This window comes from Nonomuraea sp. NPDC047529, from assembly GCF_040642995.1.
In the GTDB taxonomy this organism is placed as follows: Bacteria; Actinomycetota; Actinomycetes; order Streptosporangiales; family Streptosporangiaceae; genus Nonomuraea.
On the sequence record NZ_JBEYTJ010000018.1, the window covers coordinates 1 to 25590 of the forward strand.

A 25590-nucleotide genomic window follows, 5' to 3' on the forward strand; every position below is an offset into this window, starting at 1 on the left:
CCGCCCTGCCCCGCGTGTTGGCAGGGCGCCCCGCACCAACACAACACCACCACCCCGTGGGGCCGCCCCCTGGTCCGCCCCCCCCCCCCGCCCCGGGGGGGGCCGTCGGCGTGTCAGGAGAGCCTGCCGAAGACCACCGGCAGCCGCAGGGACGAGTGCCCCGGCGACACGGTGACCCGGGTGCCCGCCGGGTAGCGCAGGGTGTAGTCGCGGTCGGTCGAGATGATCACCAGGCCCAGCCGGTGGCCCTTCTTGAACAGGTAGTCCTTGGGCTGGAAGTCCCAGGTGAAGGTGTACTCCTTGCCGGGGCGCAGCGGTTCGGTGCGGTCGGCGCGATGGCGGTTGCGCACGTCCAGCCATCCCCTGGAGACGATCTTGTACGCGGTCGTCGCCGTGCCGAGCCGCCGCAGCGTCGTGCAGCCCGTGTCACCCGGGACGCCCTCGCCGTAGCAGTAGCTCTGGCCGGTCGAGAGCAGGCTGCCGTCCGGGCGCACGTCCGTGCCGTAGTCCACCAGCAACGCCGTCAGGTACGGCGAGGCGCCGTCCTTGAACGAGGCCCGCACCGACACCGTCGGCGTGCCGGAGATCCGCACGTCGGCGGGCAGCTCGCCGGTCCGGTACGCCAGCCGGTTCGGATCGGCCCCGGTCGCCTCCACCAGTTGCTCGGCGCTCCTGGCGCTCTGGTCCACGAAGGACTCCTCGGGCGACAGCGGCCGGGGCAGCAGGCCGAGCCGTTCGCCCGCGGCCGGGTGCAGCGAGACCGTCGTGGCCCCGGGCAGCGGCCAGGAGGCGTGCTGCTGCCACTCGCCGACGCCGATCTCCACGTCGGCCTGCGGCTCGCGCATGATGCCCGAGTCGATGCCCTGCAACCAGTGGTCGAACCAGCCGTGCAGCTGGCGCAGCCACTCGGCGGTGCGCAGGTTGAAGGGGTTCATGTGGGTGCCCTGGTGCAGCCAGATCTTGCGCGGCACGTGCCGTTCGGCCAGGGCGTTCCACCATTGGGCGAACTGCTTGGTCTTGACGTTCCAGTCGTTGAGGCCGTGCACGAGGAAGACGCTGGCCTTCACCTTGTTCACGTCGTTGAGGTAGTTGCGGGCGTCCCAGAGCGGGCCGTAGTCGCCGGTGATCCGGTCCTGGGCCGCGGCGAGGGCGTCCATCTTGGCGCCGCAGACCTCGAAGCCCTTGTCCCTGGTCAGCACGAACTTGGCCAGCACGTCCAGGTCCTCGCCCTGGTAGCCGCCGGGGGCCAGGACGCCGCCGTTGGCGCGGTAGTAGTCGTACCAGCTGGAGATGGCGGCGATCGGGACGATCGTCTTCAGGCCCTCGACGCCGGTCGAGGCGACGGCGTTGGGCAGGGTGCCGTTGTAGGAGACGCCGATCATGCCGACCTTGCCGGTGGACCAGGTGGCGCTGACCTCGTTGCCGTCGGCGTCGAAGCCGCGGGCGCGGCCGTTCAGCCAGTCGATGGCGGCCTTGGGGCCGGCGGTCTCGTTGCGGTCGCCGGAGGTCGGGCAGCCGGTCGCGCGGGCGCTGCCCACGTTCTCGACCAGGGCGATGGCGTAGCCGCGGGGCAGGAAGTAGTTGTCGTAGTAGCCGTCGAACGGCTCACTGGCGAGCTTGTTCGAGGGCGACTTCAGGGTGGGCAGCGGGTTGCCGTTCTCGTCCACGTCCACGGGGTGGTTGGGGACGTCGTTGCCCGGGGCGTAGTACGGGCTGGCCTCCATGATCACCGGGACCTTGAGTCCCTGGTCGGTCTCCTTGGGGCGCAGGATGTCCATGGCGACGCGGTCGGGCTTCCCGTCGTCGTCGCTGTCGGTCCCGGCGACCTCCACGAACACCGTCTGCTTGACGGCGTCGGCACGGGAGAAGACGGGCTGGGTGGCGTTGTTCTCGATCTTCAGGGCGGGGGTGTCCGCCGTCGCGGGGGTGGGGCCGCCCAAGGTCACGGCGAGGATCGCGACCAGCGGTACGGCCAGTGTCTTCCAAGGCTGCATACGGGGCTCCGATACGAAATTTCCACCGTTGATCGGAATCTCTGCCATGATCGACCGCTCGGCAAGGGCCCCTTCCATACCAAACTTGGGCAAAATCTTCGGACACCATCCCAAGTGCCTGAACCCAGATTCAGGTCACGGACGCGCTTGATGTCGATAACGGAGCGGTTGCGACCCTGTGTGCCGGTTTGGTCTGCCCTGGTCAAGCAACTATCTTCCGTGCAGGTGCCGTACGTTTCTTCGCGCCTGCGATGAAGTTCGACGGCGAGGAAATGGAAGGGAGTCGCCTTGCTCGGCAAGCGATTCAGCAGGATTGCCGTCGGCTCGGTAGCCGGCGTCATGCTCATGGCAGTCGCGGCCTGTGGCGGCGAGGGTGGAGGCACCTCGGCGAGCACGCAGCCGAGCTCCGGCGCGAGCAGCGAGGCCCCCAAGGGCGGGCTGAAGGTCGGTCTGGCGTTCGACGTCGGCGGCCGTGGCGACAAGTCGTTCAACGACGCCGCCTACGCCGGCCTGGAGAAGGCCAAGACTGAGCTGAACGCCGACATCAAGGAGCTCAGCCCGGCGGCCGACGGTTCCAACCGCGGCGACCTGCTGCGCCAGCTCGCGGACGCGGGCTACAACCCCATCATCGGCGTCGGCTTCGCCTACGGCGACGACATCAAGAAGACCGCCGCCGAGTACCCCGACGTGCAGTTCGCCGTCGTCGACTCGGCCTCCAACGGCCCGAACGTGACCGGCCTGCTGTTCGCCGAGGAGCAGGGCTCCTACCTGGCGGGCGTCGCCGCGGCGACCAAGTCGGAGGCCGGCCACGTCGGCTTCGTGGGCGGCGTCGAGAACGACCTGATCAAGAAGTTCCAGGCGGGCTTCGTGATGGGCGCCAAGTCGGTCAAGTCGGACATCAAGATCGACATCAAGTACCTCACCCCCGACGGTGACTTCTCCGGCTTCAAGGCCCCCGACAAGGGCAAGGTCGCGGCCGAGAAGATGTACCAGGACGGCGCGGACATCGTCTACCACGCCGCCGGCGACTCCGGCCTCGGCGTGTTCCAGGCGGCCGCCGCGGCCAAGAAGAAGGCCATCGGCGTCGACTCCGACCAGCGGCAGACGGTCAAGGAGACCGACCTGCAGTCGGTCATCATGACCTCGATGCTCAAGCGCGTGGACGTCGGCGTCTTCGAGTTCGTCAAGGCCTTCCAGGGCGGTGCCAAGGGCGGCAGCAACACCGTCTACGACCTCAAGGTCGACGGCGTGGGTCTGTCCACCACCGGTGGCGAGATCGACGACATCAAGGACAAGCTCGACGCTGCCAAGAAGGACATCGTCGACGGCAAAATCACGGTTCCGTCCAAGCCGTAATCTGGGTAGGAACGGACGACCGAGGGCCCGGAGTCCCCACTTCGGGCCTTCTCGCTATCCGCCCCGTCCGCCCCCCATGCTCTAGGAGAGGCGAAATGAGCTCGGACACCCTCGCCGCGGTGCAACCCGCCGTAGAGCTGGAGGGCATCACCAAGCGTTTCCCCGGCGTCGTCGCCAACCACGACATCCGCATCACCGTCGAACCCGGCACGGTGCACGCGATCGTCGGCGAGAACGGCGCCGGCAAGTCGACCCTGATGAAGATCCTCTACGGCATGCAGAAGCCGGACGAGGGCACGATCCGGGTCAACGGCCGCGAGGTCACCTTCCGCACCCCCAGCGACGCCATCGACGTCGGCATCGGCATGGTCCACCAGCACTTCATGCTGGCCGACAACTTCACCGTGCTGGAGAACATCGTCCTCGGCGCCGAGCCCACCAAGGCCGGCGTGCTCGACACCGGCAGGGCGCGGGCCCGCATCGCCGAGCTGGCCAGCAGCCACGGCCTGCGCGTCGACCCCGACGCGCTGGTGGAGAACCTCGGCGTCGGCGACCGCCAGCGGGTGGAGATCCTCAAGGTCCTCTACCGCGGCGCCCGCATCCTCATCCTCGACGAGCCGACGGCGGTCCTCGTGCCGCAGGAGGTCGAGGAGCTGTTCGAGAACCTGCGCGAGCTCAAGGCCGAGGGCCTGACCGTCATCTTCATCTCGCACAAGCTCGACGAGGTGCTGAACATCGCCGACGCGATCACCGTGATCCGCCGCGGCACCACCGTCGCCAGCGTGAACCCCGCCGAGGTCACCGCCCGCCGGCTCGCCGAGCTGATGGTCGGCAGCGAGCTGCCCACGCCGGAGACCCGCGAGTCCACCGTGCGGGAGAGCGTCACGCTGAGCGTGTCCCGGCTGACGATGGAGGCCGACGGCTTCCGTCCGGTGCCCAAGGGCACCTCCGTCGGCCTGTACGTCGACAAGCTCCGCGAGGAGGGCAAGCGCCTGATCCTTGACGACGTCTCCTTCGACATCCACGCGGGCCAGATCCTGGGCATCGCCGGCGTCGAGGGCAACGGCCAGTCCGAGCTGATCGAAGCGATCATGGGCATGCGTCCCGCCCACGGCACGATCACCCTCGGCGGCGTGGACGTCAGCGCCTGGTCCACGCTGAAGCGCAGGGAGGCCGGCATCGGCTACATCCCCGAGGACCGCCACCGGCAGGGCCTGCTGCTGGAGGCGTCCCTGTGGGAGAACCGGGTGCTCGGCCACCAGACCAGGTCCCCGGCGCGCCGCGGCATCTGGGTGGACCGCCGCGCCTCGAAGGCCGACACCGAGCGCATCGTCAAGGAGTACGACGTGCGCACCCCCAGCGTGGACACCCTGGCCCTGGCCCTGTCCGGCGGCAACCAGCAGAAGCTGATCGTCGGACGCGAGATGAGCGGCGAGCCGTCGTTCCTCATCGCCGCCCACCCCACCCGCGGCGTGGACGTCGGCGCCCAGGCCGCCATCTGGGACCACCTGCGCAACGCGCGGGCCGCCGGTCTGGCCGTGCTGCTGATCTCGGCCGACCTCGACGAGCTGATCGGCCTGTCCGACACGATCAGGGTCATCCTGCGCGGCCGGCTCGTGGCCGAACTCGACCCGTCCGACGTCACGCCCGAGCGGCTTGGCGGTTACATGACCGGCGCCATCGCCGGTACTGAGGAGACGTGATGCCCGCCGGGCTCAACCGGGCGCTGCTCACCGTCGCAGGCGCCATCGTCGCCATCGTCCTGGCGATCGCGATCTCCAGCGTGGCGATCATCGCGGCGGGCGCCAGCCCGATCGACGCGTTCGCCGCCTTCTTCGACTTCGGCGAGACCGCGCGTTCGGTGTCCAACGGCATCGCGGCGTTCCTCAACCGGGCGGTGCCGCTGTTCATCGCCGGTCTCGCGGTGGCGGTCGGCTTCCGCATGAACCTCTTCAACATCGGCGTCGAGGGCCAGTACCGGATCGCGGCCATCTGCGCGGCCTACGTCGGCTCGACGTTCACCGCCCCGAAGCCGATCCAGATCCTGGTGATCATCGTCGTCGCGGCGGTCGTGGGCGGCGCGTACGCGCTGATCCCCGCGGTCATGAAGGTGACCCGCGGCGTCAACGAGGTCATCTCCACGATCATGCTCAACTACATCGCGATCTCGCTGGCCTCCTACCTGGTACGCGGCCCGTTCGCGGGCCAGCGGGCCGCCGGTCAGCTCACCACGACCACGCCGCAGCTGCCCGAGTCGGCCATGTTCCCCAACCTGAACTTCGTCTTCGACTGGTTCGGGCTGCTGCCGCCCACCCGCGGCGGCGGCGTGTGGGGCTTCCTGCTCGTGGCCGTCGTGCTCGGCCTGGTGGTCTGGGTCGTGCTGGAGCGCACGCGGTTCGGCTTCAACGTCAAGGCCAGCGGGCTCAACGGTCCGGCCGCCTTCGCCTCGGGCGTCAACCCGAAGAAGATGGTCATCGCGGCCATGGTGCTGTCCGGCGCGATCGCGGGGCTCATCGGCCTGCCCGAGATCCTCGGCGACAAGGGCGCCTTCAACTCCAACTTCACCGCCGGCCTCGGCTTCCTCGGCATCGCGGTGGCGCTGCTGGGCAGGAACAAGCCCGTCGGCATCGCGATCGCCGCGCTGCTGTTCGCCTTCCTCGACCGGGCGCAGGGCGCGCTGCAGATCGCGGACGTGCCGTCGTCGGTCATCACGATCATCCAGGGCGTCATCGTCCTGCTGGTGGTCATCGCGAACGAGGTGACCAACCGCATCGCCATGCGGCTTGAGGAGCAGCGGGCCGCCCGGCAGCTCGACACGAACAGACCGGTTGAGGTGGCAGCATGAGCAGGGTCGGCAAATACCATCTGGCGCTGCTCGGCGTCGCCGCGCTCATCCTGCTGCTGTCGCTGGTGCGGATCATCTCCGGCCAGGACGACCTGACCTCCTCCGGCACGTTCAACGCGGCGCTGCTGCTCGCGGTGCCGATCGGGCTGGCCGGTCTCGGCGGCCTGTGGGCCGAGCGGGCCGGCGTGGTCAACATCGGCCTCGAAGGCATGATGGTGCTCGGCACCTGGTTCGCCGGCTGGGCCGGATACCAGTGGGGCGCCGTGGCCGCGCTGCTCGCCGGGCTGCTCGGCGGCGCGCTCGGCGGGCTCATCCACGCGATCGCGACCGTCACGTTCGGCGTCGACCACATCATCAGCGGCGTCGCCATCAACCTGCTCGGCCCCGGCATCACCCGCTTCCTGTCGGAGGTCCTCTACGGCGAGGGCACCTCGGCCAGCGCGAAGGGCGCCGGCATCACCACCTCGCCGGCGATCAGCTCGGGCGCCCCCGAGGTGAGCCTGCCCGTGTTGTCGTCCGGCCCCGACCTGCTCGGCAAGCTGGAGAACACCCACTGGTTCCTGCTCTCCGACCTGGCCGGCATCCTGCGCGGCCTCACCCACGACGTGAACGCGCTGATCATCCTGGCCGTGCTGCTGCTGCCGGTGACGTACCTGGTGCTGTGGCGCACGTCGTTCGGGCTGCGGCTGCGTTCGGCGGGGGAGAACCCGTGGGCGGCCGAGTCGCTGGGAGTGAACGTCTACCGGATCAAGTACCTCGCGGTCGTCGTCTCCGGCGCGTTCGCCGGGCTCGGCGGCGTGTTCCTGGTCTTCGTCTCCAACAAGTACGTCGAGGGCCAGACGCAGGGACGCGGCTTCATCGGCCTGGCGGCCATGATCTTCGGCAACTGGCGGCCCGGCGGGCTCGCGGCCGGCTCGTCGCTGTTCGGCTACGCCAGCGGCCTGCAACTGCGCAGCTCCGGCGACGCCAACGCGGTCACCACGTTCTTCCTGTTCGGGTCGCTGCTGCTGGTGATCTACATCGCGCTCCAGATCCGCAAGCTGGTCGCGCCGAGCCAGCCGGCCGAGGTCGTGACCAGGGGCGTCAAGGACTACACCGTGATCGCCGCCGCGGCGGTGGGCGCGCTCGTGCTGTTCTGGCTCTGGCGGACCGTGGAGACGCTGCCGGGCGAGTTCGTCTTCATCACGCCACACGTGCTCACGCTGCTCGTGCTCCTGGTCGCCTCGCAGCGTCTGCGGATGCCCAAGGCCGACGGCGTACGCTTCCGTCGGGGGGATCAACATTGAACATCGATTGGGACGGCCTGCGCGCCGAGGCCGCCACGGCCATGCGCAACGCCTACGCGCCGTACTCCAAGTTCCCGGTGGGGGCGGCGGCGGTCGTCGACGACGGCCGGATCGTCACCGGCTGCAACGTCGAGAACGCCTCCTACGGGCTCGGCCTGTGCGCCGAGTGCGGCCTGGTGTCGGCGTTGCAGATGTCGGGCGGCGGCCGGCTGGTGGCCTTCACCTGCGTCGACGGCCACGGCGAGCTGCTCATGCCGTGCGGGCGCTGCCGTCAGCTCCTGTACGAGTTCGGCGGTGAGGACCTGCTGGTCGAGACCGTCGACGGCCCCAAGCGCATGGCGCAGATCCTGCCGTACGCGTTCGGCCCCGACGACCTCAGCAGGAGCACGTGACCATGGACGCCATCGAGGTCATCCGCGCCAAGCGCGACGGCGGCGAGCTCAGCACCGCCCAGGTCGACTGGGTGATCGCCGCCTACACCCGCGGTGACGTGGCCGACGAGCAGATGTCCGCCCTGGCCATGGCCATCCTGCTCAACGGCATGAACCGGCGCGAGATCGCCGACTGGACGCAGGCCATGATCCGCTCGGGCGAGCGCATGGACTGGTCGATGCTCGACCGGCCCACGGCCGACAAGCACTCCACGGGCGGCGTCGGCGACAAGATCACGCTGCCGCTGGCCCCGCTGGTGGCGGCGTGCGGGGCGTACGTGCCCCAGCTCTCCGGGCGCGGCCTCGGGCACACCGGGGGCACCCTGGACAAGCTGGAGTCCGTCCCGGGCTGGCTGGCCTCGCTCTCCAACGACCAGATGCTGCACGTCCTGCGCACGGCCGGCGCGGTGGTCTGCGCGGCGGGCTCGGGCCTGGCCCCGGCCGACAAGAAGCTCTACGCGCTGCGCGACGTCACCGGCACGGTCGAGTCGATCCCGCTGATCGCCTCCTCGATCATGTCGAAGAAGATCGCCGAGGGCACCGGCTCGCTGGTGCTCGACGTGAAGGTCGGCTCCGGGGCGTTCATGAAGACGACCGAGACGGCCCGCGAGCTGGCCGAGACCATGGTCGCGCTCGGCGGTGACGCGGGCGTGCGCACGGTCGCGCTGCTGACGGCCATGGACCGGCCGCTCGGCCGCGCCGTGGGCAACGCGCTGGAGGTCGAGGAGTCGATCGAGGTGCTGGCCGGCGGCGGGCCGTCCGACGTGGTGGAGCTGACCGTACGGCTGGCGCGCGAGATGCTGGCGGCCGCCGGGGTCTCCGGCAAGGACCCGGCCGACGCGCTGCGCGACGGCTCGGCCATGGACGCGTGGCGGCGGATGATCTCCGCCCAGGGCGGCAACCCCGACGCGGTCCTGCCGAGGGCGGCCGAGACCATGACGGTCGCGGCGCCGTCGTCCGGGATGCTGGCCCACCTCGACGCGTACGCGGTGGGGCTGGCCGCCTGGCGGCTCGGCGCCGGACGGGCGCGCAAGGAGGACCCGGTGTCGTTCGGGGCCGGGATCGTGCTGCACGCCAAGCCCGGCGACCTGGTCCGCGAGGGGCAGCCGCTGATGACGCTGCACGCGGACGAGACGGCCAGGTTCGAGCGGGCGCTGGAGGCGCTGGCGGGCGGCTACGAGGTCGCCGAGTCGGGGCGCGAACTGCTGCCCCTGGTCATCGACCGCATCGGCTGACCACCGGGATCACTCGTGCGCGGCGGCCGGACCCCTGCCGGGGACGGCCGCCGGTCTTTCTCGCGGGCCGGCTAGGTGGTGACGGCGGGGACGTCGGTGAAGACGTCCGCGAGCACGGCGCGCTGCGTGGGCAGCGCCTCGGTGTACCGCTCGCGCCCCTCGTCGGTGATGCAGACGAACACGCCCCGGCGGTCGGAGACGCAGGTGTCGCGGGTGACGAGCCCGCTCTTCTCCAGCCTGGCCACGACCCTGGACAGGGCGCTCTGGCTCAGGTGGACCTCCTCGCAGAGCTCCTGGATGCGCAGCTTCCTGTCGTTGTGGACGATGCGGTCGAGCACCTCGAACTCGCTGGGCCCGAGCCCGTGCCGCTCGCCGAGCTCCCGCTCCAGCGCGCACATGGCCTTGGCGTGTTTGGCCAGGACGTAATGCCAGGTCTCGACCACGAACTCCTCGTCCATGTCGCGGAGGTTACCATCTCGGGAAGATTCATGCAACGGCATTAAATGCACTTGCATTAGATGCGAGCGCATGTATTGTTCTGACTCATGTCCTCTTCCTCATCCCGTTGGGGCGCGCTCGCCGTGCTCTGTGCAGTGATCTTCCTTGACGCCCTTGACGTCTCCATGGTCGGTGTCGCCCTGCCGGCCATCCAGCACGACCTGGGCCTCAGCACCTCTTCCCTGCAGTGGGTGGTCAGCGGCTACGTGCTCGGCTACGGCGGTCTTCTGTTGCTCGGGGGCAGGACCGCCGACCTGCTCGGGCGGCGCAGGGTTTTCCTGGTCGCTCTGGGCGTCTTCGCCGTCGCGTCGTTGCTGGGTGGTGTCGTGGACGACGGGGGCCTGCTGATCGCCGCCCGGTTCGTCAAGGGGGTGGCCGCCGCCTTCACCGCGCCCGCCGCCTTGTCGATCATCACCACCACGTTTCCCGAGGGGCCGGAGCGCAACAAGGCATTGAGCATCTTCACCGCCTGCGCCGCCAGCGGCTACTCGCTCGGCCTCGTGCTCTCCGGCCTGCTGACCGGGCTCGGCTGGCAGTGGACGCTCCTCATGCCGGTGCCGGTCGCGGTCATCGCGCTGATCGCCGCGTTGAAGGTGCTGCCGAAGGGCCAGGAGGAGCGCGCCGAGGGCGGTCACGACCTCATCGGCGCCGTGCTGATCACCGCCTCGATGTTGCTGCTGGTCTTCACCGTCGTGCAGGCTCCCGAGGCCGGCTGGGCCTCGTTCCGGACGATCGGCTCGCTGGTGGCCGTGGCGGTGCTGCTCGGCCTGTTCGTCTTCACCGAGCTGCGGTTGAAGCACCCGCTGGTGCGGCTCGGCATCCTGCGCTCGGGTCACATCGTGCGGGCCAACCTCGGGCTGCTCATCCTGATGGGCTCGTACGTGGCCTTCCAGTTCGTGGCCATGCAGTACTTCCAGAACCTGCTGCACTGGTCGGCGCTCGGCACGGCCCTGGCGTTCCTGCCCGCGGGCCTGCTCGTCGCGGTCACCTCGACCAAGATGGGCGACTTCGCCGACAGGTTCGGCACCGGCAAGCTGATCGTCATCGGCGCCGCGGCCCTGGCCGGCGGGTACGCGGTCTTCCTGGGCATCGACGAGACGCCGAGCCTCGGCGGCCTGGTGATCCCCGGCATGGTCCTGCTGGGCGTGGCCTTCGCCCTGTCCTTCCCCGCGCTGAACATCCAGGCCACCAACGGCGTGGACGACGACGAGCAGGGCCTGGCCTCCGGGCTGCTCAACACCTCCGGCCAGGTCGGCGGCGCGATCGTGCTGGCCGTGGTGACCGCCGTGCTCACCTCGGGCGGCGAGACGCTGTCGATCGGCGCGCTGCGCTCGGCGATCGTGGTCGCGCTGGTGCTGGCCCTGGTCGGGCTGGTGATCTCGGCCACCGGCCTGCGCTCGGGCAAGGCCGCCGCGGTCGAGCAGGAGGACGCGAAGGTCTTCGAGGCCGTCTGACCTCCGCGCGGCAGGGAAGAGGGTTCCGCTCGAAGCGGGGCCCTCTTCCTCATTCCTCCAGCGCGCCGATCGGGTCGGAGTAGTCGATCCACTCCGTCGCGGAGTCGTCGAAGGCGTTGGCCTCGCCGGTGCGGACGTCCACCTGGATCAGGTACACGTCCTCGCGGTCCCACAGGCGCACGAGGACCTTGCCGGGGCCCAGCCAGCGTTCCACCCTGATCACTTCGAGGTCGTCGTCGTCCAGGCGGGTGCGGGGGCCGGCGACGCGGCCGGTGCGGGCGTCCATGGTGACCAGCCGGGCGTCGGCCGTCACCAGGGCCAGAAGGCGGCCGTCGGGCGAGAGCGCGGCGCCGTGCTCGACGAGGGCGGGGTCGATCCGGAACCCCTTCGTGCGGGTGCGCGCGCCGTCCAGCCTGAGCGTGCTGACGGAGGCGTGGCCGGGCACGTCGGTGGTGTCCCGGCGTTCGGCGACCACGCGCGTGCCGTCGTCGTCCACGGCCAGGATCTCGACGTCCTCGCCGCGTACGGTGCTGGTCGTGCCCGTCCGGAAGTCGAGCACCGCGCCGTCGCCGGACGCGCCGAAGGACAGCGAGAAGTAGCGGCCGTCCGGGGACGACGCGATGTGCGCCTCGCCGTCCCCGGCCGTCGCCTCGATGCGCTTGACCGCGCCCGTGGGCAGGTCGTGGACCAGGTAGCGGCCCTGCGGGTTCTGGTAGGCGAGCCGGTGGCCGTCCTGGCTGAGGGCGAGCGGCATGGAGTCGCCGGTGGCCGGGTCGTAGCCGGCCCGCGCGCCCGGCAGCCGCCACTCCGTGCCCGACCGGGTCGTGAGCACCCACTGGCCGCAGGGCCGGGGGTCGTGGGCGTCCACCTCGGCGTCGCGGCAGTAGCCCGGATAGGCGAAGCGGACCGGGTCGGGGAGCGCGGCGGGCAGCGGGTCGCGGGTCTCCTCGGCGGCGCCCGCCGCCCCGGGGTCGAAGGGGGAGCGGGCCATCGCCTCGTTCACGTTGTCGGCCACCGCGGACAGGCCCGCCACGACCGTCGCGACCAGCGCGGCGACCAGGCCGGCGGAGGCGAGCGTCCACACCGACGCCCGTACCCTGCGCCGCGTCGTGAGCCGGCGCAGGACGGTGCCGGCGAGGTCGGTGCGCGGCAGCTCGGCGGCCAGGGAGAGCAGGGCGGCGCGCAGGGCCGGATCCGCGTCCTGACCCTCCTCCGCCGGGGCGGCGGGCTCGGGGGCGGCGCCGAGCGTCCAGGGGGAGGAAGGCGTCGTGTCGGTCCGGGGAGGCTCGTCCGGGAACAGGTGCGGGTGGGAGGCGCGGAGCCGGGCGCGGGCCCGCCGCAGCTCGTCGTCCAGGGCGCCGGTCCACAGGCCCGTGACCGCGGCCGCGTGCGGGAGGCTCAGCCCGTCGTGGAAGGTGACGACGACGGCCGCGCGGGTCGTCGGGGCGAGCCCGGTGAACAGGTGGCCCTCCGGCAGCGGCCAGGGCTCGCCCGTCGCGCCCAGGAACCGTCCGTACAGCTCGCGCAGCACCGCGTCGGCCGGGCGGTGGTAGCGGATGGCGGACCACCGGCGGCAGGCCGCGAGCAGGGCGTGGACGGTCAGCTCGCGCGCCTTGTCCACGTCGCCGGTCAGCAGGTACGCCGTCCGCGCGAACGAGGGCTCATAGGACGCCAGAAAAGCCGATAAGTCGTGGGATTTGCTCACTTGTATGACTCCTTGGAGGTTGATCAGCGTAGAGGCAGTCCCGGCCGCGCGGAAGTGCCCCGGAAACCCGGACCGATCCGCCGTGGAGCCGCTTGCAGGCCCGTGGGCTGGGCATCTACCGGGCATGCGCCCGTCATCCCCGACCTGCGACCGGTCGTCGCGCCTTCGCCTCGTCGCGCCGCTCGCCTGCCTCGCCGTGCTGACCGCGTGCGGCACCGTCACGCAGACCGCCCGGCTGGACACCCCCGCGGAGACCAGCCCGGCCGCCACCCCACGCAGCACCCCCTCCGACGTCCCCACCAGCACCGCCGAGGTGGACGTCGAGCGCGACGGCCTCGACCCGGCCGTGGTGACCGGCGTCCGGTACGCCACCCACGACGGCTACGACCGGGTGGTCATCGATCTCAAGGGCGACATTCCCGGATACAAGGTCAAATGGGTGGACGAGTTCCTGGAGGACGGTTCCGGCGAGCCCATGGGCGTCCGCGGCGGCGCGTACCTGCAGCTCACCCTGGTCCCCGCCAACGCGCACGACGACGACGGCAATCCCACCTGGAAGGGCGGCCCCGTCTACCCGGCCAACCTCAAGAACGTCTCCGACGTCGTCAGGACCGGCGACTTCGAGGGACGCGTGGGCATCGGCCTGGCGCTCGCCCGCAAGGCCGGCTTCCGGGTGAAGGAGCAGTCCGCGCCGAGCCGGCTGGTGCTCGACGTGGCACACTGATCCCCGTGGTGAGAAAGATCGAGGGCCCGACCCGCATCCCCGTCCCCGGCGGCAAGCTCATCGACGAGCACGTGGGGCGCGTCAACAGTGGCGACGAGCAGGTCTCGATCGCCCACATGACCGCCCCGCCCGGCTGGGCCGAGCCCGCCCAGACGCCGTCGTTCACCGAGTACACCGTGGTCCTGCGCGGCAGCGTGCTCGTCGAGCACGACGGCGGCACGGTCGAGATCGCCGCCGGCCAGTCGGTGGTGACCTCGCCGGGGGAGAGGGTGCGCTACAGCGCGGGCCCCGACGGCGCCGAGTACGTCGCCGTGTGCCTGCCCGCCTTCGCGCCGGAGGCCGCGGGCCGCGACTGACCCGGGAGGCCGCGCGGGTGTGCCGGAGGGGTCGTCCACAGGCGGGCGCGACGTGTGCGGCGGCGGAGGAGTGTGCTCATATCATGGCCAGATGAGCCCCACGCTTGACAAGATCCGGCTGGCTCCCAAGGTGTTGTTGCACGATCACCTCGACGGCGGGCTGCGCGCCGAGACGATCGTCGAGCTCGCACGGGAGATCGACTACGGGCGGCTGCCCTCCACCGACCCCGACAACCTGCGCCTGTGGTTCGAGGAGGCCGCCGACTCCGGGTCGCTTGAGCGCTACCTGGAGACCTTCGACCACACGGTCGCGGTCATGCAGACCCGCGAGTCCCTGGTCCGGGTGGCCGCCGAGTGCGCCCGCGACCTCGCCGACGACGGCGTGGTCTACGCCGAGGTGCGCTTCGCCCCCGAGCAGCACACCACCATGGGGCTGAGCCTCGACCAGGTGGTGGAGGCGGTGCTCGAAGGGTTCACGCTCGGCTCGCAGGGGCGCGGCATCCGGGTCGGCACGCTGCTGACCGCGATGCGGCACATGGCGCGTTCGATGGAGATCGCCGAGCTGGCCGTGCGCTACCGCGACGCCGGCGTCGTGGGGTTCGACATCGCCGGGGCCGAGGCCGGCTACCCGCCCACCCGGCACCTCGACGCCTTCGAGTACCTCCAGCGGGAGAACGCGCACTTCACGATCCATGCCGGCGAGGCGTTCGGGCTGCCGTCGATCTGGCAGGCCATCCAGTGGTGCGGCGCCGACCGGCTGGGCCACGGCGTGCGGATCATCGACGACATCGCGGTGGCCGGCGACGGGTCGGCCAAGCTGGGGCCGCTGGCGGCGTACGTGCGCGACAAGCGCATCCCGCTGGAGATGTGTCCCACGTCCAACCTCCAGACCGGGGCCGCCGCCTCGATCGCCGAGCATCCCATCGGGCTGCTGCGCAGGTTGCACTTCCGGGTCACCGTCAACACCGACAACCGGCTGATGAGCTCCACGAGCGTGTCGCTGGAGTTCGCCAAACTGGTCGAGGCGTTCGGCTACGACTGGGACGACCTCCAGTGGTTCACGGTCAACGCGATGAAGTCGGCCTTCCTCCCGTTCGACGAGCGGCTGGCGCTGATCAACGGCGTGATCAAGCCGGGGTTCGCGCAGATCAAGTGGCAGCCGTGAAGCACACCTACCGGTCCAAGACCGCTTTCGTGCTGGGCTGCGCGTGGCTGGTCTTCGTGGCGTTCAACGTGTGGGACCTGACGGCCCACTACAACGGCAAGCCGTCCATGGTGGCGCTGGCCGTGCTCGGGGCGATGTCGGCGCTCGTCTACGCGATCGCGATCAGGCCCGCCACCGTGGTCGGCGAGGAGGGCCTGCTGGCCCGCAACCCGCTGCGCACGACGTTCCTGCCGTGGGCGTCCGTCGGCGAGGTGACGGTCACCCACTCCATCGCGGTCCGCCACGGCGGCGAGGGCGCCGACGAGCAGGTGCTGCGGTTGTGGACGCCGATGAGCAGCGCCCGCGAGCGGTCCAAGGCGCAGCGGCGCGGGGTGCCCAAGCCCGAGCGCGGCGGCCGGTTCCGGGTCGAGACCACGGTGAGCAAGGCCGAGCAGGCCGCCGCCGAGGCGTTCACCGGCAAGACGCACGCCGACTTCGTGGGCGACCAGATCCGCGACCGCGCCGAGGCCGCCCGCCGCCGCGAGGAGCCGGCGACCCCGGCCAGGGTCACCTGGTCCTATGACTCGATCGCGGTCCTCGTGGCCGCGGTCGCCCTGATCGTCGCCGCCGTCGTCATCGCCTGACCGTCCGCCGGCCCGGGTGGGCGGGCGGACGGCGCGATGTCAGGAGGTCCGGCGGGTGAGGAAGCGGGTCATGCCTGCCTGGGCCAGGCCCGCCCGCTCGACCTGCCGGGCCGCCTCGGTCTCGGCCTCGAAGGCGCGCTCGACGTCGGCGAGCGCCGGGCGCAGCAGCCGGAGGTGCGTGGCGGTGGCGGTGCCCGGCCGCGTCCAGTGGCGCACCCGCGCGATCGCCGTCTCCACCAGCTTCTCGGCGGGCACGAGCTCGTCCAGCAGCCCGGCCGCAAGCGCGGCGGCGGCGTCCAGGCGGGCCGAGTCCAGCACCAGCCGCAGCGCCCGGCCTCCCGCCAGCCGGGGCAGCAGGTGACCGGCGGCGTTCGAGATCGACAGGCCGAGGTGGTTCTCGGGGAAGAAGTACTCGGCGGCCGGGGCGCCGAGCCGCGTGTCGAAGCAGAGCGTCCACTCGGCGGCGCCGCCGACGGCCAGGCCGTTGACCGCGGCGACCACCGGCACCTCGGTCTCCAGCACGGCCCTGGTCATGTCGTGGAACAGCTCCACCTCCGCCTCCAGCGGCTTGCCCGCCGCCTCGGCGATGTCCTCGCCCGCCGAGAAGGCCCGGCCGGCGCCGGTCACCACGATGCCCCTCGCCGTACGGCCGTGCGCGCGGACGGCCGCGGCCAGGTCCCTGCGCATGCCGGCGGTGAGGGCGTTCAGTTTCTCGGGGCGCGTGAGGGTGATCAGGGCCACCTCGTCGCGTACGGTCACGTCGATCATGCCGGGTCCTCCGTGGGGATGGCGGGGGCGGCGCGCTGGTCGCGGCCGGGGCGGAGCAGGTGGCGCTTCTCGATGCGGGCGGACGGGGTGAGCGTGAACGACTCCACGAACTCCACGTACGCCGGGATCTTGAAGCGGGCCAGGCGTTCCCTGGCATGGGCGATGACGGCGGCGGCTGTGCCCGCGTCGGCGGCGTGTCCGGGGCGGAGCTGGATGAACGCCTTGGGCAGCTCGCCGAAGAGGTCGTCGGGGATGGGGACCAGGGCCGCGGACAGGACCGCGGGATGCCCGGCGAGCACGCTCTCGACCTCGGCGCACGAGATGTTCTCACCGCCCCTGCGGACCATGTCCGTCAGCCGCCCGGCATGTCGGATACGCCCTAGCTCGTCGCGTACGCCCAGGTCGCCGGTGTGGTACCAGCCGCCGCGGAAGGCGTGCGCGGTGGCCTCGGGATGGTTCCAGTAGCCGTTCATCATGGGCGCGCCGCGGACCAGGATCTCACCGGTCTCGTCGTCGAGCCGGACCTCCTTGCCGGGCGGTGGCGTGCCCATCGCGCCGGTGCCGACCGTGTCGTCCGCGTCCGGGGCGGCCATCAGGTCGCAGCCGCTCTCGGTGGAGCCGTACAGCTCGCGCCAGGGTGCGCCCCAGCGCTCCTCGAACGTGCGGTGCAGGCCCGGGACGATGCCGGAGCAGAGCACGAGCCGCATCCGGTTGTCGCGGTCGAGGGGGCTCGGCGGCTGCTTGTGCATCAGCAGGGGCATGGTGCCCAGCACGTACGTGAGGGTCGCGCCGTGCTCGCGGACGGCGGGCCAGAAGCCGGAGGCGGAGAAGCGCGGGAGGACCACCAGCGGGATGCCGCCGGCCAGGCAGAGCAGGGTGGTCCATTGCGGGTCCATGTACGAGTACGCCTGGGCGATCAGCAGGACGTCGTCGTCGCGCAGGCGTACGAGGTCGGCGACGACCCGCGCGGTCCTGACCCAGTAGTCGTGGGTGAGCAGGCAGGCTTTGGGGAAGCCCGTCGTCCCCGACGTGTACTGGAAATTAGCGACATTGTCCGCGCTGGGGGATATGTCGAGAGGTGGGCCATCTGTCAGCGTGTCCACGAGGTGCACCACGCCGGGCACGCGCGCCGCGTGGGCCCGGCCGGCGAGGGTGGCGACCGCGCCGGAATCGCGCAGGACGTGCTCCAGGTCGGCGGCCTGGTAGCGCACGTTCACGGGGACGGTGACCGCCCCCGCCTTCAGGACGGCGAACCAGCTCAACGGCCACCACGGCTCGTTGTCCAGCATGACGGCCACCCGGTCGCCGGGGCGTACCCCTCGGGCGGCCAGCGCGCGGGCCAGGCGGTCGGACTCGGCGTCGGCCTCGGCGAAGCTCAGCGAGGTCGCGGGGACGGTCGGTGAGGGGGCGGGGAAGCGGAGGAACTCGCGTTCGCCGTACGTGCTAGCGGCGGTCCTCAGCAGGTCGGGGATCGTGGTGTGCATCCGGCGGCTCCCACGGGAAGTCGGGCAGCAGGCGTGGATCGAGAGGCGCCACGACCGGGACGGCGGCGCGCACGGCGGCCAGGCCGATCGTGACGAACTCCGCGCACACCTGCTCCAGCGTCGAGTCCCCGTCGGGGCGGTACCACTCGCTGGTGCCGGTGCACATGGACATGAGCGCGAGGCGGGTCAGCCTCTGGTCGGCGAGGTGGAAGACGCCCTCGGCGACGCCGTCGGCCAGGGCGCTCCTCCAGTGGCTCTCGTAGGCGTCGCGCAGGGCGATGACCTCGGTGTGGGCGGGGGAGCCAGGGGTGAGGGAGCGGAGCTCGCCGTCCATGACGCGGCTGGTCAGGGGGCTGCGCGCGTGCAGGGCGGTGAGCGAGGTGATCAGCAGGGCGAGGCGGTCGGCGGGACGCGTGGCCCCGTCCAGGACGCGGGCGGTCGAGTCGATCAGGCCCTGGAGGCCGGTCCGCATGAGGTCGGCGAGCAGGGCTTCCTTGCTGGGGACGTGGTGGTAGATGCCGGCGTTGGTCAGGTTCGCCGCCCTGGCCAGGTCTCTGATGCCGGTGGCGGCGTAGCCCTGCCGGGCGAAGAGCCGCACGGCCGCCGTCCTGATCCGGAGCAGTGCGTCCACGTCCACGGCCACCTACCGAACGTTCGGTTGCTTATTACGCTGGAAAATACCCCATGTCTGTAGAAACCGCCATAGGTTGACTCTGACACCGTGTGAGCCCCTACTCCTGGAGCGGACATGTTCAGCATCGGAGAATTCGCCAGGCTGGGGCTCGTGTCCGTACGCATGCTCCGCCACTACGACGCCATCGGTCTGCTGCGTCCCGCGCAGGTGGACCCGCTCACCGGTTACCGGTCCTACCAGGCCGCGCAACTGGCCAGGCTCAACCGCATCGTCGCCATCAAGGACCTCGGCTTCACGCTGGACCAGGTCCGGGCGATCCTGGACGAGAAGGTCAGCACCGAGGAGCTCCACGGCATGGTACGGCTGCGCCGCGCCCAGCTTGAGGCGCAGATCAGCGCCGACCTGGCCAGGCTGCGCGGCGTCGAGGCGAGACTCCGCAGCATCGAGACGGAGGGGCACATGAGAACCGCGGAAGTCATGCTGAAGAAGGTCAGCCCGGTACGGGTCGCCCAGCTCAGCGCCAGAGCCGCCAGCTACGAGGGCGAGGACGTCGGCCCGGTGATCCAGCCGCTGTTCGCCGAGATCTGCGCCCGCGTGGAGCAGGCCGGCCTCAAGGTGGTCGGCCCCGGCCTGGCCCACTATCGCCAGGAGGACGACGGCTCGGTCATGGTGCACGCCTGCCTGCCGGTCAACGCCGACCCCGACCCCCGCCACGACTTCGAGATCAGGGACCTGCCCGCCATCGGCACGGCGGCCACGATCATCCACCACGGCCCGATGGAGGCCGTCGGGCCGACCTTCCAGGCCCTGGCCCACTGGATCGAGGAGAACGGCTACCGTTCGCTCGACCTGGCGCGCGAGGTGTCGCTGCACTGCCCGGACGACCGCGCGGAATGGGTGCACGAGCTGCAGATCGAGGTGGCCCCGATCTAGTGGAGGCGGCCGAGCTGGAACTCCACCGGGTCGAGCTGACCGGTTACTGCTACCGCATGCTCGGCTCGGGCTTCGAGGCCGAGGACGCGGTGCAGGAGACGTTCGTCCGGGCCTGGCGCACGTACCAGGCCGGGCGGGGGCCGTTGCGCCCGTGGTTGTTCCGGCTCGCCACGTCCGTCTGCCTCGACATGCTGCGCGGGCCGCAGCGGCGGGCGCGGGCGATGGACCTCGGGCCGGCGGCGCGTCCGGGAGACCCGCTCGGCGAGCCGCTGCCCGGGGACGCCTGGGTGTGGCCCGTCCCCGACGACCGCGTGCTCCCGGCCGACCCGGCGGAGCTGGCGGTGGCCAGGGAGAGCGTGCGGCTGGCGTTCGTGGCCGCGTTGCAGCGGCTGCCGGCGCGGCAGCGGGCCGTGCTGATCCTGCGTGACGTGCTGAAGTGGCAGGCCGCCGAGGTGGCGGGCCTGCTGGAGATGAGCGTCGCGTCCGTGAACAGCGCGTTGCAGCGCGCCCGCGCCCGCCTGCCCGCCGTCACTCCGGAGGACACCGAGGTGGACGAGAGGCTGCTCGACCGCTACGTCTCGGCCTTCGAGCGGTACGACGTGGACGCGCTGGTCTCGCTGCTGCGCGAGGACGCGACGATGTCGATGCCGCCGTTCGCGTGGTGGTTGCGCGGCCGGGAGGCGATCAGGGCGGTCCTGATGGCCGCCGCGGCGCCCTGCGACGGCACCCGCCTGCTGCCGGCCAGGGCGAACGGCGCGCCCGCCTTCGCCCAGTACCGGGACGGGAAGGCGTTCGCCCTGGTAGTCCTGGAGATCGGCGGCGGAGTCGTCACCGGCATGACCACCTTTCTCGATCCCGGGCTCGTGTCGTCCTTCGGCCTGCCGATGAGTTTCGGGGGCGCGCTCCGTACTGACAGGTGAAGGAGGACAGACACATGCCACAGATCGTCGAATTTCCCGAGCGTCCTTACATCGGGATCCGGAAGACCATCACGATGACCAGCTTCGGCCTCGTCGGGGACCGGATCGCGGAGATGATCGGCTGGCTCGCCGAGCGCGGGCACACGCCCGCCGGAGCCCCGTTCTTCCGGTACGACAGCATCGACCTGCCGCAGGACCGGCTGGTGGTGGAGGCGGGCGTGCCCGTCACCGCTCCCGTGGCGGGGGAGGGCGAGCTCCACGCGGGCACGCTGCCCGCGGGCCGTTTCGTCACCGAGTCCCACCACGGCCACCCCGACCAGCTCTCCGGCGTCATCGAGTCGGTGCTGACGTGGGCCGCCGAACAGGGCCTGACCTGGGACATGACCGAGAAGGGCGGGACCGAGCACTGGGGCTGCCGGCTGGAGCTGTACCGGACGGACCCGCGGGTCGAGCCCGACCTGAACAAGTGGGACATCGACCTGCAGTTCCGCCTGGCCTGACACTCGGCCGGATGACGCGACCCGTCATCCGGCCCCTCATCCGGCCAGAAGCCGGGCCGGTCATCCCGGCCAGCCACCGGGCCCGTCACGCCGCTTCGGCGCGGGGCAGCCGTGAGGTCAGCAGCGCGGCCAGCACGAACAGGGCCGCGCCCGCCAGGCCGATCGTCACGAGCCCGCTGACGAACGCGGCGTGACTGGCCCGCAGCAGCTCGGCGGCCTGCGCCGGGGCGAGCCGCGCGGCCACGGCCGCCGCGCCCGCCACGGTCTCCCTGGCGGCCTCGGGCACGTCCGCGGGCAGGGCGTGGTGGTAGACGGCCGCGCCGACCGTGCCGAGCAGGGCCAGACCGAGCGTGCCGCCGAGGAAGTTGCCGGACTCGGCCAGCGAGGCCGCCGACCCGGCCTTCTCCGGCGGCACGGAACCGACCACGATCCCCGTGCCCAGGGCGAACAGCGGGCCGGTGCCCAGCGCCAGCACGGTGATGGCGGTGATCACCACCGGCAGCCCGGACCCGGCCTGCGTGAGCAGCGCCGCCCCGGCGGCCGACAGCGTCAGGCCGCCCACGACGGCCGTCCGGGGGGCCAGGCGGCGGGTGAGCGCCGGGGTCAGCGTGGTGCCCAGCGCGACGCCGAGCCCCATGGGCGCGAACCACAGCGCCGACTGCGCCGGGGTGTACCCCAGCACCGACTGCAGGAGCTGGGTGACCAGGAGACCGGTGCCCGCCATCGCGATCCCGGCGAGCACGAGCGCGGTCAGGATCAGGGTGAGCGGCCGCTGGGCGAACAGGCGCAGGTTGAGCAGGGGAGCGTCGAGCGTGAGCTGCCGCCGTACGAACGCCGCCCCGAACGCGAGACCGACCGCGATCACCGCGAGCGGCACGCCGGGCCCGGCCGACACCGACGAGGCGGCCAGCTCCTTGACGCCCCAGACCACCGGCAGGATCGCCAGCATCGACAGCGCCACGCTGACCAGGTCCATGCGCCCGCCGTCCGGGTCGCGGAACTCCGGCAGCAGCAGGACGCCGGCCACGAGCAGCACCACGATCACCGGCACGGCCAGCAGGAACACCGACCCCCACCAGAAGTGCTCCAGGAGCAGCCCGCCGACGACCGGCCCGAGCGCGGCCCCGGCGAACTGGCAGGTGGCCCAGACGGCGATGGCCGTGCCGCGCTGCCGGGCGTCGCGGAACATGTTGGTGATGAGCGCGAGCGTGGAGGGCATGAGCGTGGCCCCCGCCACGCCCAGCACGGTACGGGCGGCGATCAGCATGGCGGGGCCGGTCGCGTACGCCGCCACGACGGAGGCGACGCCGAAGGCCGCCGCGCCGGTCAGCAGCAGCCGGCGGCGGCCGATCCGGTCGCCGAGGCCGCCCATCGTGATCACCAGCCCGGCGACCATGAACCCGTAGATGTCGATGATCCACAACTGCTGGACGGCGTCGGCCCCCAGGTCCACGCTCAGCCGGGGCAGCGCCAGGAACAGCGCGTTGATGTCGACCGCGACGAGCAGGGTCGGCAGGGCGAGCACCGCCAGCCCGGCCCATTCGCGCCGCCCGGCCCGGGGCTCGGCGGCGGTCTCGGTGAGATTCGGCATGTCGGCACCCTCCTGGTGTCATCGGTTCCGCCAGGAGGTCGGAGCGGGGGTCGCGCGCTCGACATGCTTTCCGGAGAAGTTCCGCGGGGATGTCGAGAGGGCCGCACCGGCTCCGACTCCAGCACGACGGAACTCGCACGACCACGAGGAGAGACGATGAAGTTTCTGCTGATCATGCAGGTGAACCAGCAGGTCATGGACACCCTGACCGAGGAGCAGCGCGAGCTGATCATGAACGGCCACGGCGCGTTCATGAAGACGATCCAGGAGTCGGGCGAGATGATCGGCACGCAGGCGCTCGGCGACCCGTCGACCAGCGCCGTCGTCCGCACCCGCAACGGCCTGCCCGCCGTGACCGACGGCCCCTACCTGGAGGCCAAGGAGTACATGGGCGGCTACTACATCGTCGACTGCGAGAGCCGCGAACGCGCGATCGAGCTGGCCGGGATGATCCCGGACAGCCGGATCGAGGGCCTGGCCGTCGAGGTCCGGCCGATCATGTTCTCGGCCGGCGCCGACATGTGACCCCGAGACCCCGGGCCCGCGACGCGACGCGGGCCCGGCCCCCGGAAACCCCTGGCCCGAGCGGGACCGGAGGCGCTCAGAGTTCCAGGGCGGTGGTGAGGTCGGCCTTCAGGGCGTCGAGGTCGCGGGCGGCGGACGCGCGGGCCTGCGACACCTCGCCCGTCACCGGCACCACCACCTCCAGGTAGCACTTCAGCTTCGGCTCGGTGCCCGACGGGCGGACCACGACGCGGCCGCCGTCGGACAGCCGGAAGCGCAGGCCCTCGGTCGGCGGCAGGCCGCCGTCGCCGCGGCTCAGGTCGTCGACGGCCTCCACCTCGTGGTCGCCGAGCCGGGACGGCGGGGCGGCGCGCAGGCGGTCCATCGCCCCGGAGATCAGCGACAGGTCGGCGACCCGGAAGCTGAGCTGGGACGTCGCGTGCAGGCCGTACCGGACGGCCTGGTCGTCGAGCAGGTCGAGCAGGGTGCGCCCGTCGCGCTTGGCGGCGGCGGCGACGGCCGCCACGGTCAGGGCCGCGCCGATGCCGTCCTTGTCGTGGACCGGCAGGCCGGCGTCGGATCCGACGCTGTAGCCGATGGCCTCCTCGTAGCCGAAGACCAGGCCCTCGCCCGCCTTCATGATCCACTTGAACCCGGTCAGCGTCTCGCCGTAGCGCACGCCGTGGGCCTGGGCGATCTTGCTCAGCAGCGTCGAGGAGACGATCGTGGTGGCCACCAGGCGGTCGCCCGTGGTGTGCGTGATCACGTGCTCGGCCAGCAGGCCGCCGACCTCGTCGCCGGTTAGCATGCGGCACGTGCCGTCGGGCAGCGGCACGCCGACCGCGCACCGGTCGGCGTCGGGGTCGTTGGCCAGGATCAGGTCGGAGCCGAGCTTGGCGGCCAGCGCGACGGCCAGGTCCATCGCCCCGGGCTCCTCCGGGTTGGGGAAGGCCACCGTCGGGAAGTCGGGGTCGGGGTTGCGCTGCTCCTCCACGGCCATCGGCGTCTCGAAGCCGGCCGCGAGGAAGGCGCCCGTCAGCGTCCCGGAGCCCACCCCGTGCAGCGGCGTGTACGCCACCCGCAGGTCGCGCGCCTCGCCCAGCGGCAGGGCGGTGACCGCGTCGATGTAGTCGTCGACGATGTCCTCGCCCAGCTCGGTGAGCGTGCCGGGGCCGTCGAGGGGAAGCTGGTCGACCCGGCCCACGGCGTCGATGGCGGCCGAGATCTCCCGGTCGACCGGCGGCACGATCTGCGAGCCGTCGCCCCAGTAGACCTTGTAGCCGTTGTCCCTGGGCGGGTTGTGGCTGGCCGTGACCGTCACGCCCGCGTCGGCCCCGAGCTGGCGCACGGCGAAGGCCAGCACCGGCGTGGGCAGCGGGCGCGGCAGCAGCGAGACGTGCAGTCCCGCGCCGGTCAGGACGGCGGCGGTGTCCCTGGCGAACACGTCGGACTTGTGCCGGGCGTCGTAGCCGATCACGACGTGCTTGCCGGGGCCGAGCACACCGGCCAGACCGGCGGCGGCGCGCATGACGGTGACCCGGTTCATCCGGTTGGGGCCCGCGCCCAGCTCGCCGCGCAGGCCGGCGGTGCCGAACTCCAGCTTGGCCTGGAACCGCTCGCGCAGGGCGGGCAGGTCGTCGTCCTCCAGGAGGCCGGACAGCTCGGCCCGGGTGTCCGGGTCGGGGTCCTGGGCCAGCCACTGACGGGCGCGACGCAGCAGGTCGGCGTCGACGGGCGGCAGCGGCACGTCACCACCGGACTCGGGCGGGAGGCCGGGGGTCACAGGCGGTCCACCACCTTGGCCAGCAGCACGCCCATGCGGGCGGCCGTGGCGCGGCCCACCTCCAGGACCTCCTCGTGGTTGAGCGGCTCGCCGGACAGGCCCGCCCCCGGGTTGGTGACCAGGGAGACGCCGAGCACCTCCAGGTTCGCCTCGCGGGCGGCGATGGCCTCCAGCACGGTGGACATGCCCACCAGGTCGCCGCCGAGCGTGCGCAGCATCCGGATCTCGGCCGGCGTCTCGTACGTCGGGCCGCGGAAGGCCACGTAGACGCCGTCGGCCAGGGTCGGGTCGATCTCGCGGACCAGGGCGCGCAGGCGGCGCGAGTAGACCTCGGTGAGGTCGATGAAGGTGGTGCCGGTGATCGGGTTGGCGCCGGTCAGGTTGACGTGGTCGCTGATCAGGACCGGGTCGCCGACGTTCTGGGTCTCCGGCCGCAGACCGCCCGCCGCGTTGGTCAGGACGATCGTGCGCACGCCCGCCGCGGCCGCCGTGCGCACGCCGTGGACGACCGCGTCGACGCCCAGGCCCTCGTACAGGTGGGTGCGGCCGAGGAAGACCAGCGCGTGCCGCCCGGACGGGGTGCGGACGACGCGGATCTTGCCACCGTGCCCGGCCACGGCCGGGGCGCGGAAGCCGGGCAGATCGGTGAACGGGATCTCGGCCACGGTCTGCCCGATCGCGTCAGCGGCGGGAACCCACCCCGACCCCATGACGAGGGCCACGTCGAAGGTGTCGAGGCCGGCCGCGCCGGTCAGGGCGGCGGCGGCCTCTACGGCCAGGGTGTATGCGTCGTTGCTCACA

Annotated in this window: 24 protein-coding genes; 15 read left to right on the forward strand and 9 right to left on the reverse strand. The window is 71.8% G+C overall.

Translation table 11 applies throughout. The annotated features are described in order from the left end of the window. Positions 1–113: 113 nt before the first annotated feature. Positions 114–1994 carry a Xaa-Pro dipeptidyl-peptidase gene (locus ABZ815_RS26530; protein ID WP_357702384.1) on the reverse strand — a complete coding sequence of 627 codons (1881 nt, stop codon included), beginning with the start codon at positions 1992–1994 and terminating at the stop codon, positions 114–116. Between the two features lie 288 nt (positions 1995–2282). Here ABZ815_RS26530 and ABZ815_RS26535 point away from each other — a divergent pair, with 288 nt between their 5' ends. From ABZ815_RS26535 to ABZ815_RS26560, 6 genes are all read left to right on the forward strand, one after another. Beyond that, on the forward strand, positions 2283–3350 hold the full coding sequence (locus ABZ815_RS26535) for a BMP family ABC transporter substrate-binding protein (protein ID WP_357702386.1): 1068 nt from the start codon (positions 2283–2285) through the stop codon (positions 3348–3350). A gap of 95 nt (positions 3351–3445) precedes the next feature. Next, positions 3446–5053 carry an ABC transporter ATP-binding protein gene (locus tag ABZ815_RS26540; RefSeq protein WP_357702388.1) on the forward strand — a complete coding sequence of 536 codons (1608 nt, stop codon included), beginning with the start codon at positions 3446–3448 and terminating at the stop codon, positions 5051–5053. Then, a complete protein-coding gene (locus tag ABZ815_RS26545) occupies positions 5053–6195 on the forward strand; it encodes an ABC transporter permease (RefSeq protein ID WP_357702390.1) in 1143 nt (380 codons plus the stop codon). Before ABZ815_RS26540 ends, ABZ815_RS26545 begins: the two co-directional genes overlap by 1 nt. Further along, positions 6192–7481: an ABC transporter permease gene (locus ABZ815_RS26550; protein WP_357702392.1), complete on the forward strand. Its 1290-nt coding sequence runs from the start codon at positions 6192–6194 to the stop codon at positions 7479–7481. The genes ABZ815_RS26545 and ABZ815_RS26550 overlap by 4 nt, the downstream gene beginning before the upstream one ends. Then, entirely contained in the window at positions 7478–7873 is a 396-nt protein-coding gene (locus ABZ815_RS26555) for a cytidine deaminase (protein ID WP_357702394.1), read from the forward strand. Before ABZ815_RS26550 ends, ABZ815_RS26555 begins: the two co-directional genes overlap by 4 nt. Before the next feature lie 2 nt (positions 7874–7875). Further along, a complete protein-coding gene (locus ABZ815_RS26560; protein WP_357702396.1) occupies positions 7876–9147 on the forward strand; it encodes a thymidine phosphorylase in 1272 nt (423 codons plus the stop codon). 71 nt (positions 9148–9218) lie between these two features. Here ABZ815_RS26560 and ABZ815_RS26565 read toward each other — a convergent pair whose 3' ends face one another. Then, positions 9219–9605: a MarR family transcriptional regulator gene (locus ABZ815_RS26565; protein ID WP_357702398.1), complete on the reverse strand. Its 387-nt coding sequence runs from the start codon at positions 9603–9605 to the stop codon at positions 9219–9221. Between the two features lie 135 nt (positions 9606–9740). On the opposite strand from ABZ815_RS26565, the gene ABZ815_RS26570 reads away from it, so the two are divergent. Next, complete coding sequence (locus ABZ815_RS26570; RefSeq protein WP_357702400.1) at positions 9741–11099, forward strand: MFS transporter; 1359 nt, start codon at positions 9741–9743, stop codon at positions 11097–11099. A gap of 49 nt (positions 11100–11148) precedes the next feature. Here ABZ815_RS26570 and ABZ815_RS26575 read toward each other — a convergent pair whose 3' ends face one another. Beyond that, positions 11149–12804 carry a hypothetical protein gene (locus ABZ815_RS26575; RefSeq protein ID WP_357702402.1) on the reverse strand — a complete coding sequence of 552 codons (1656 nt, stop codon included), beginning with the start codon at positions 12802–12804 and terminating at the stop codon, positions 11149–11151. A gap of 124 nt (positions 12805–12928) precedes the next feature. On the opposite strand from ABZ815_RS26575, the gene ABZ815_RS26580 reads away from it, so the two are divergent. The 4 genes from ABZ815_RS26580 to ABZ815_RS26595 all read left to right on the forward strand — a co-directional run bounded on the left by ABZ815_RS26580 (position 12929) and on the right by ABZ815_RS26595 (position 15672). Beyond that, complete coding sequence (locus ABZ815_RS26580; RefSeq protein ID WP_357702404.1) at positions 12929–13528, forward strand: hypothetical protein; 600 nt, start codon at positions 12929–12931, stop codon at positions 13526–13528. 5 nt (positions 13529–13533) lie between these two features. Next, positions 13534–13884 (forward strand): cupin domain-containing protein, encoded by a 351-nt coding sequence (locus ABZ815_RS26585; RefSeq protein ID WP_357702406.1) that lies wholly within the window; start codon positions 13534–13536, stop codon positions 13882–13884. A 91-nt stretch (positions 13885–13975) separates the two neighbouring features. Then, positions 13976–15049, forward strand: a complete 1074-nt coding sequence (locus tag ABZ815_RS26590) for an adenosine deaminase (protein WP_357702408.1) — start codon at positions 13976–13978, stop codon at positions 15047–15049. Next, a complete protein-coding gene (locus ABZ815_RS26595) occupies positions 15046–15672 on the forward strand; it encodes a PH domain-containing protein (RefSeq protein ID WP_357702409.1) in 627 nt (208 codons plus the stop codon). The genes ABZ815_RS26590 and ABZ815_RS26595 overlap by 4 nt, the downstream gene beginning before the upstream one ends. 39 nt (positions 15673–15711) lie before the next feature. Here ABZ815_RS26595 and ABZ815_RS26600 read toward each other — a convergent pair whose 3' ends face one another. From ABZ815_RS26600 to ABZ815_RS26610, 3 genes are read right to left on the reverse strand one after another with little or no spacing between them, the layout of a single operon-like run. Next, positions 15712–16440 (reverse strand): enoyl-CoA hydratase/isomerase family protein, encoded by a 729-nt coding sequence (locus ABZ815_RS26600; RefSeq protein ID WP_357702411.1) that lies wholly within the window; start codon positions 16438–16440, stop codon positions 15712–15714. After that, on the reverse strand, positions 16437–17924 hold the full coding sequence (locus ABZ815_RS26605) for an AMP-binding protein (RefSeq protein WP_357702413.1): 1488 nt from the start codon (positions 17922–17924) through the stop codon (positions 16437–16439). The genes ABZ815_RS26600 and ABZ815_RS26605 overlap by 4 nt, the downstream gene beginning before the upstream one ends. Beyond that, on the reverse strand, positions 17884–18555 hold the full coding sequence (locus ABZ815_RS26610; protein ID WP_357702415.1) for a TetR/AcrR family transcriptional regulator: 672 nt from the start codon (positions 18553–18555) through the stop codon (positions 17884–17886). Before ABZ815_RS26610 ends, ABZ815_RS26605 begins: the two co-directional genes overlap by 41 nt. Positions 18556–18672: 117 nt before the next feature. On the opposite strand from ABZ815_RS26610, the gene ABZ815_RS26615 reads away from it, so the two are divergent. The 3 genes from ABZ815_RS26615 to ABZ815_RS26625 are packed head-to-tail and all read left to right on the forward strand — an operon-like array spanning position 18673 to position 20911. Further along, a complete protein-coding gene (locus tag ABZ815_RS26615) occupies positions 18673–19491 on the forward strand; it encodes a MerR family transcriptional regulator (RefSeq protein ID WP_357702417.1) in 819 nt (272 codons plus the stop codon). Further along, positions 19491–20411 (forward strand): sigma-70 family RNA polymerase sigma factor, encoded by a 921-nt coding sequence (locus ABZ815_RS26620; protein WP_357702418.1) that lies wholly within the window; start codon positions 19491–19493, stop codon positions 20409–20411. Before ABZ815_RS26615 ends, ABZ815_RS26620 begins: the two co-directional genes overlap by 1 nt. Before the next feature lie 14 nt (positions 20412–20425). Continuing rightward, positions 20426–20911, forward strand: coding sequence for a GyrI-like domain-containing protein (locus ABZ815_RS26625; RefSeq protein ID WP_357702420.1), 486 nt, complete (start codon positions 20426–20428; stop codon positions 20909–20911). Positions 20912–20996: 85 nt separating this feature from the next. Here the strand turns inward: ABZ815_RS26625 and ABZ815_RS26630 are convergent, their stop codons facing one another. Continuing rightward, positions 20997–22502, reverse strand: a complete 1506-nt coding sequence (locus ABZ815_RS26630; protein ID WP_357702422.1) for an MFS transporter — start codon at positions 22500–22502, stop codon at positions 20997–20999. A 156-nt stretch (positions 22503–22658) separates the two neighbouring features. Between ABZ815_RS26630 and ABZ815_RS26635 the strand changes: the two genes are divergently transcribed. After that, positions 22659–23027 (forward strand): YciI family protein, encoded by a 369-nt coding sequence (locus tag ABZ815_RS26635; RefSeq protein WP_357702424.1) that lies wholly within the window; start codon positions 22659–22661, stop codon positions 23025–23027. 76 nt (positions 23028–23103) lie between these two features. Here the strand turns inward: ABZ815_RS26635 and ABZ815_RS26640 are convergent, their stop codons facing one another. Together ABZ815_RS26640 and ABZ815_RS26645 are read right to left on the reverse strand one after the other, a co-directional pair. Beyond that, positions 23104–24747 (reverse strand): phospho-sugar mutase, encoded by a 1644-nt coding sequence (locus ABZ815_RS26640; protein WP_357702723.1) that lies wholly within the window; start codon positions 24745–24747, stop codon positions 23104–23106. Positions 24748–24785: 38 nt separating this feature from the next. After that, positions 24786–25589, reverse strand: a complete 804-nt coding sequence (locus ABZ815_RS26645) for a purine-nucleoside phosphorylase (protein ID WP_357702426.1) — start codon at positions 25587–25589, stop codon at positions 24786–24788. Between the last annotated feature and the right edge of the window lies 1 nt (position 25590).

What these genes read in the sequence shown, in the direction of transcription:
- ABZ815_RS26530 (WP_357702384.1), bottom strand. Translation starts at nt 1,994, where the DNA reads ATGCAGCCTTGGAAGACACTGGCCGTACCGCTGGTCGCGATCCTCGCC.
- ABZ815_RS26540 (WP_357702388.1), top strand. Translation starts at nt 3,446, where the DNA reads ATGAGCTCGGACACCCTCGCCGCGGTGCAACCCGCCGTAGAGCTGGAG.
- ABZ815_RS26545 (WP_357702390.1), top strand. Translation starts at nt 5,053, where the DNA reads ATGCCCGCCGGGCTCAACCGGGCGCTGCTCACCGTCGCAGGCGCCATC.
- ABZ815_RS26550 (WP_357702392.1), top strand. Translation starts at nt 6,192, where the DNA reads ATGAGCAGGGTCGGCAAATACCATCTGGCGCTGCTCGGCGTCGCCGCG.
- ABZ815_RS26560 (WP_357702396.1), top strand. Translation starts at nt 7,876, where the DNA reads ATGGACGCCATCGAGGTCATCCGCGCCAAGCGCGACGGCGGCGAGCTC.
- ABZ815_RS26565 (WP_357702398.1), bottom strand. Translation starts at nt 9,605, where the DNA reads ATGGACGAGGAGTTCGTGGTCGAGACCTGGCATTACGTCCTGGCCAAA.
- ABZ815_RS26580 (WP_357702404.1), top strand. Translation starts at nt 12,929, where the DNA reads ATGCGCCCGTCATCCCCGACCTGCGACCGGTCGTCGCGCCTTCGCCTC.
- ABZ815_RS26590 (WP_357702408.1), top strand. Translation starts at nt 13,976, where the DNA reads ATGAGCCCCACGCTTGACAAGATCCGGCTGGCTCCCAAGGTGTTGTTG.
- ABZ815_RS26600 (WP_357702411.1), bottom strand. Translation starts at nt 16,440, where the DNA reads ATGATCGACGTGACCGTACGCGACGAGGTGGCCCTGATCACCCTCACG.
- ABZ815_RS26605 (WP_357702413.1), bottom strand. Translation starts at nt 17,924, where the DNA reads ATGCACACCACGATCCCCGACCTGCTGAGGACCGCCGCTAGCACGTAC.
- ABZ815_RS26615 (WP_357702417.1), top strand. Translation starts at nt 18,673, where the DNA reads ATGTTCAGCATCGGAGAATTCGCCAGGCTGGGGCTCGTGTCCGTACGC.
- ABZ815_RS26625 (WP_357702420.1), top strand. Translation starts at nt 20,426, where the DNA reads ATGCCACAGATCGTCGAATTTCCCGAGCGTCCTTACATCGGGATCCGG.
- ABZ815_RS26630 (WP_357702422.1), bottom strand. Translation starts at nt 22,502, where the DNA reads ATGCCGAATCTCACCGAGACCGCCGCCGAGCCCCGGGCCGGGCGGCGC.
- ABZ815_RS26635 (WP_357702424.1), top strand. Translation starts at nt 22,659, where the DNA reads ATGAAGTTTCTGCTGATCATGCAGGTGAACCAGCAGGTCATGGACACC.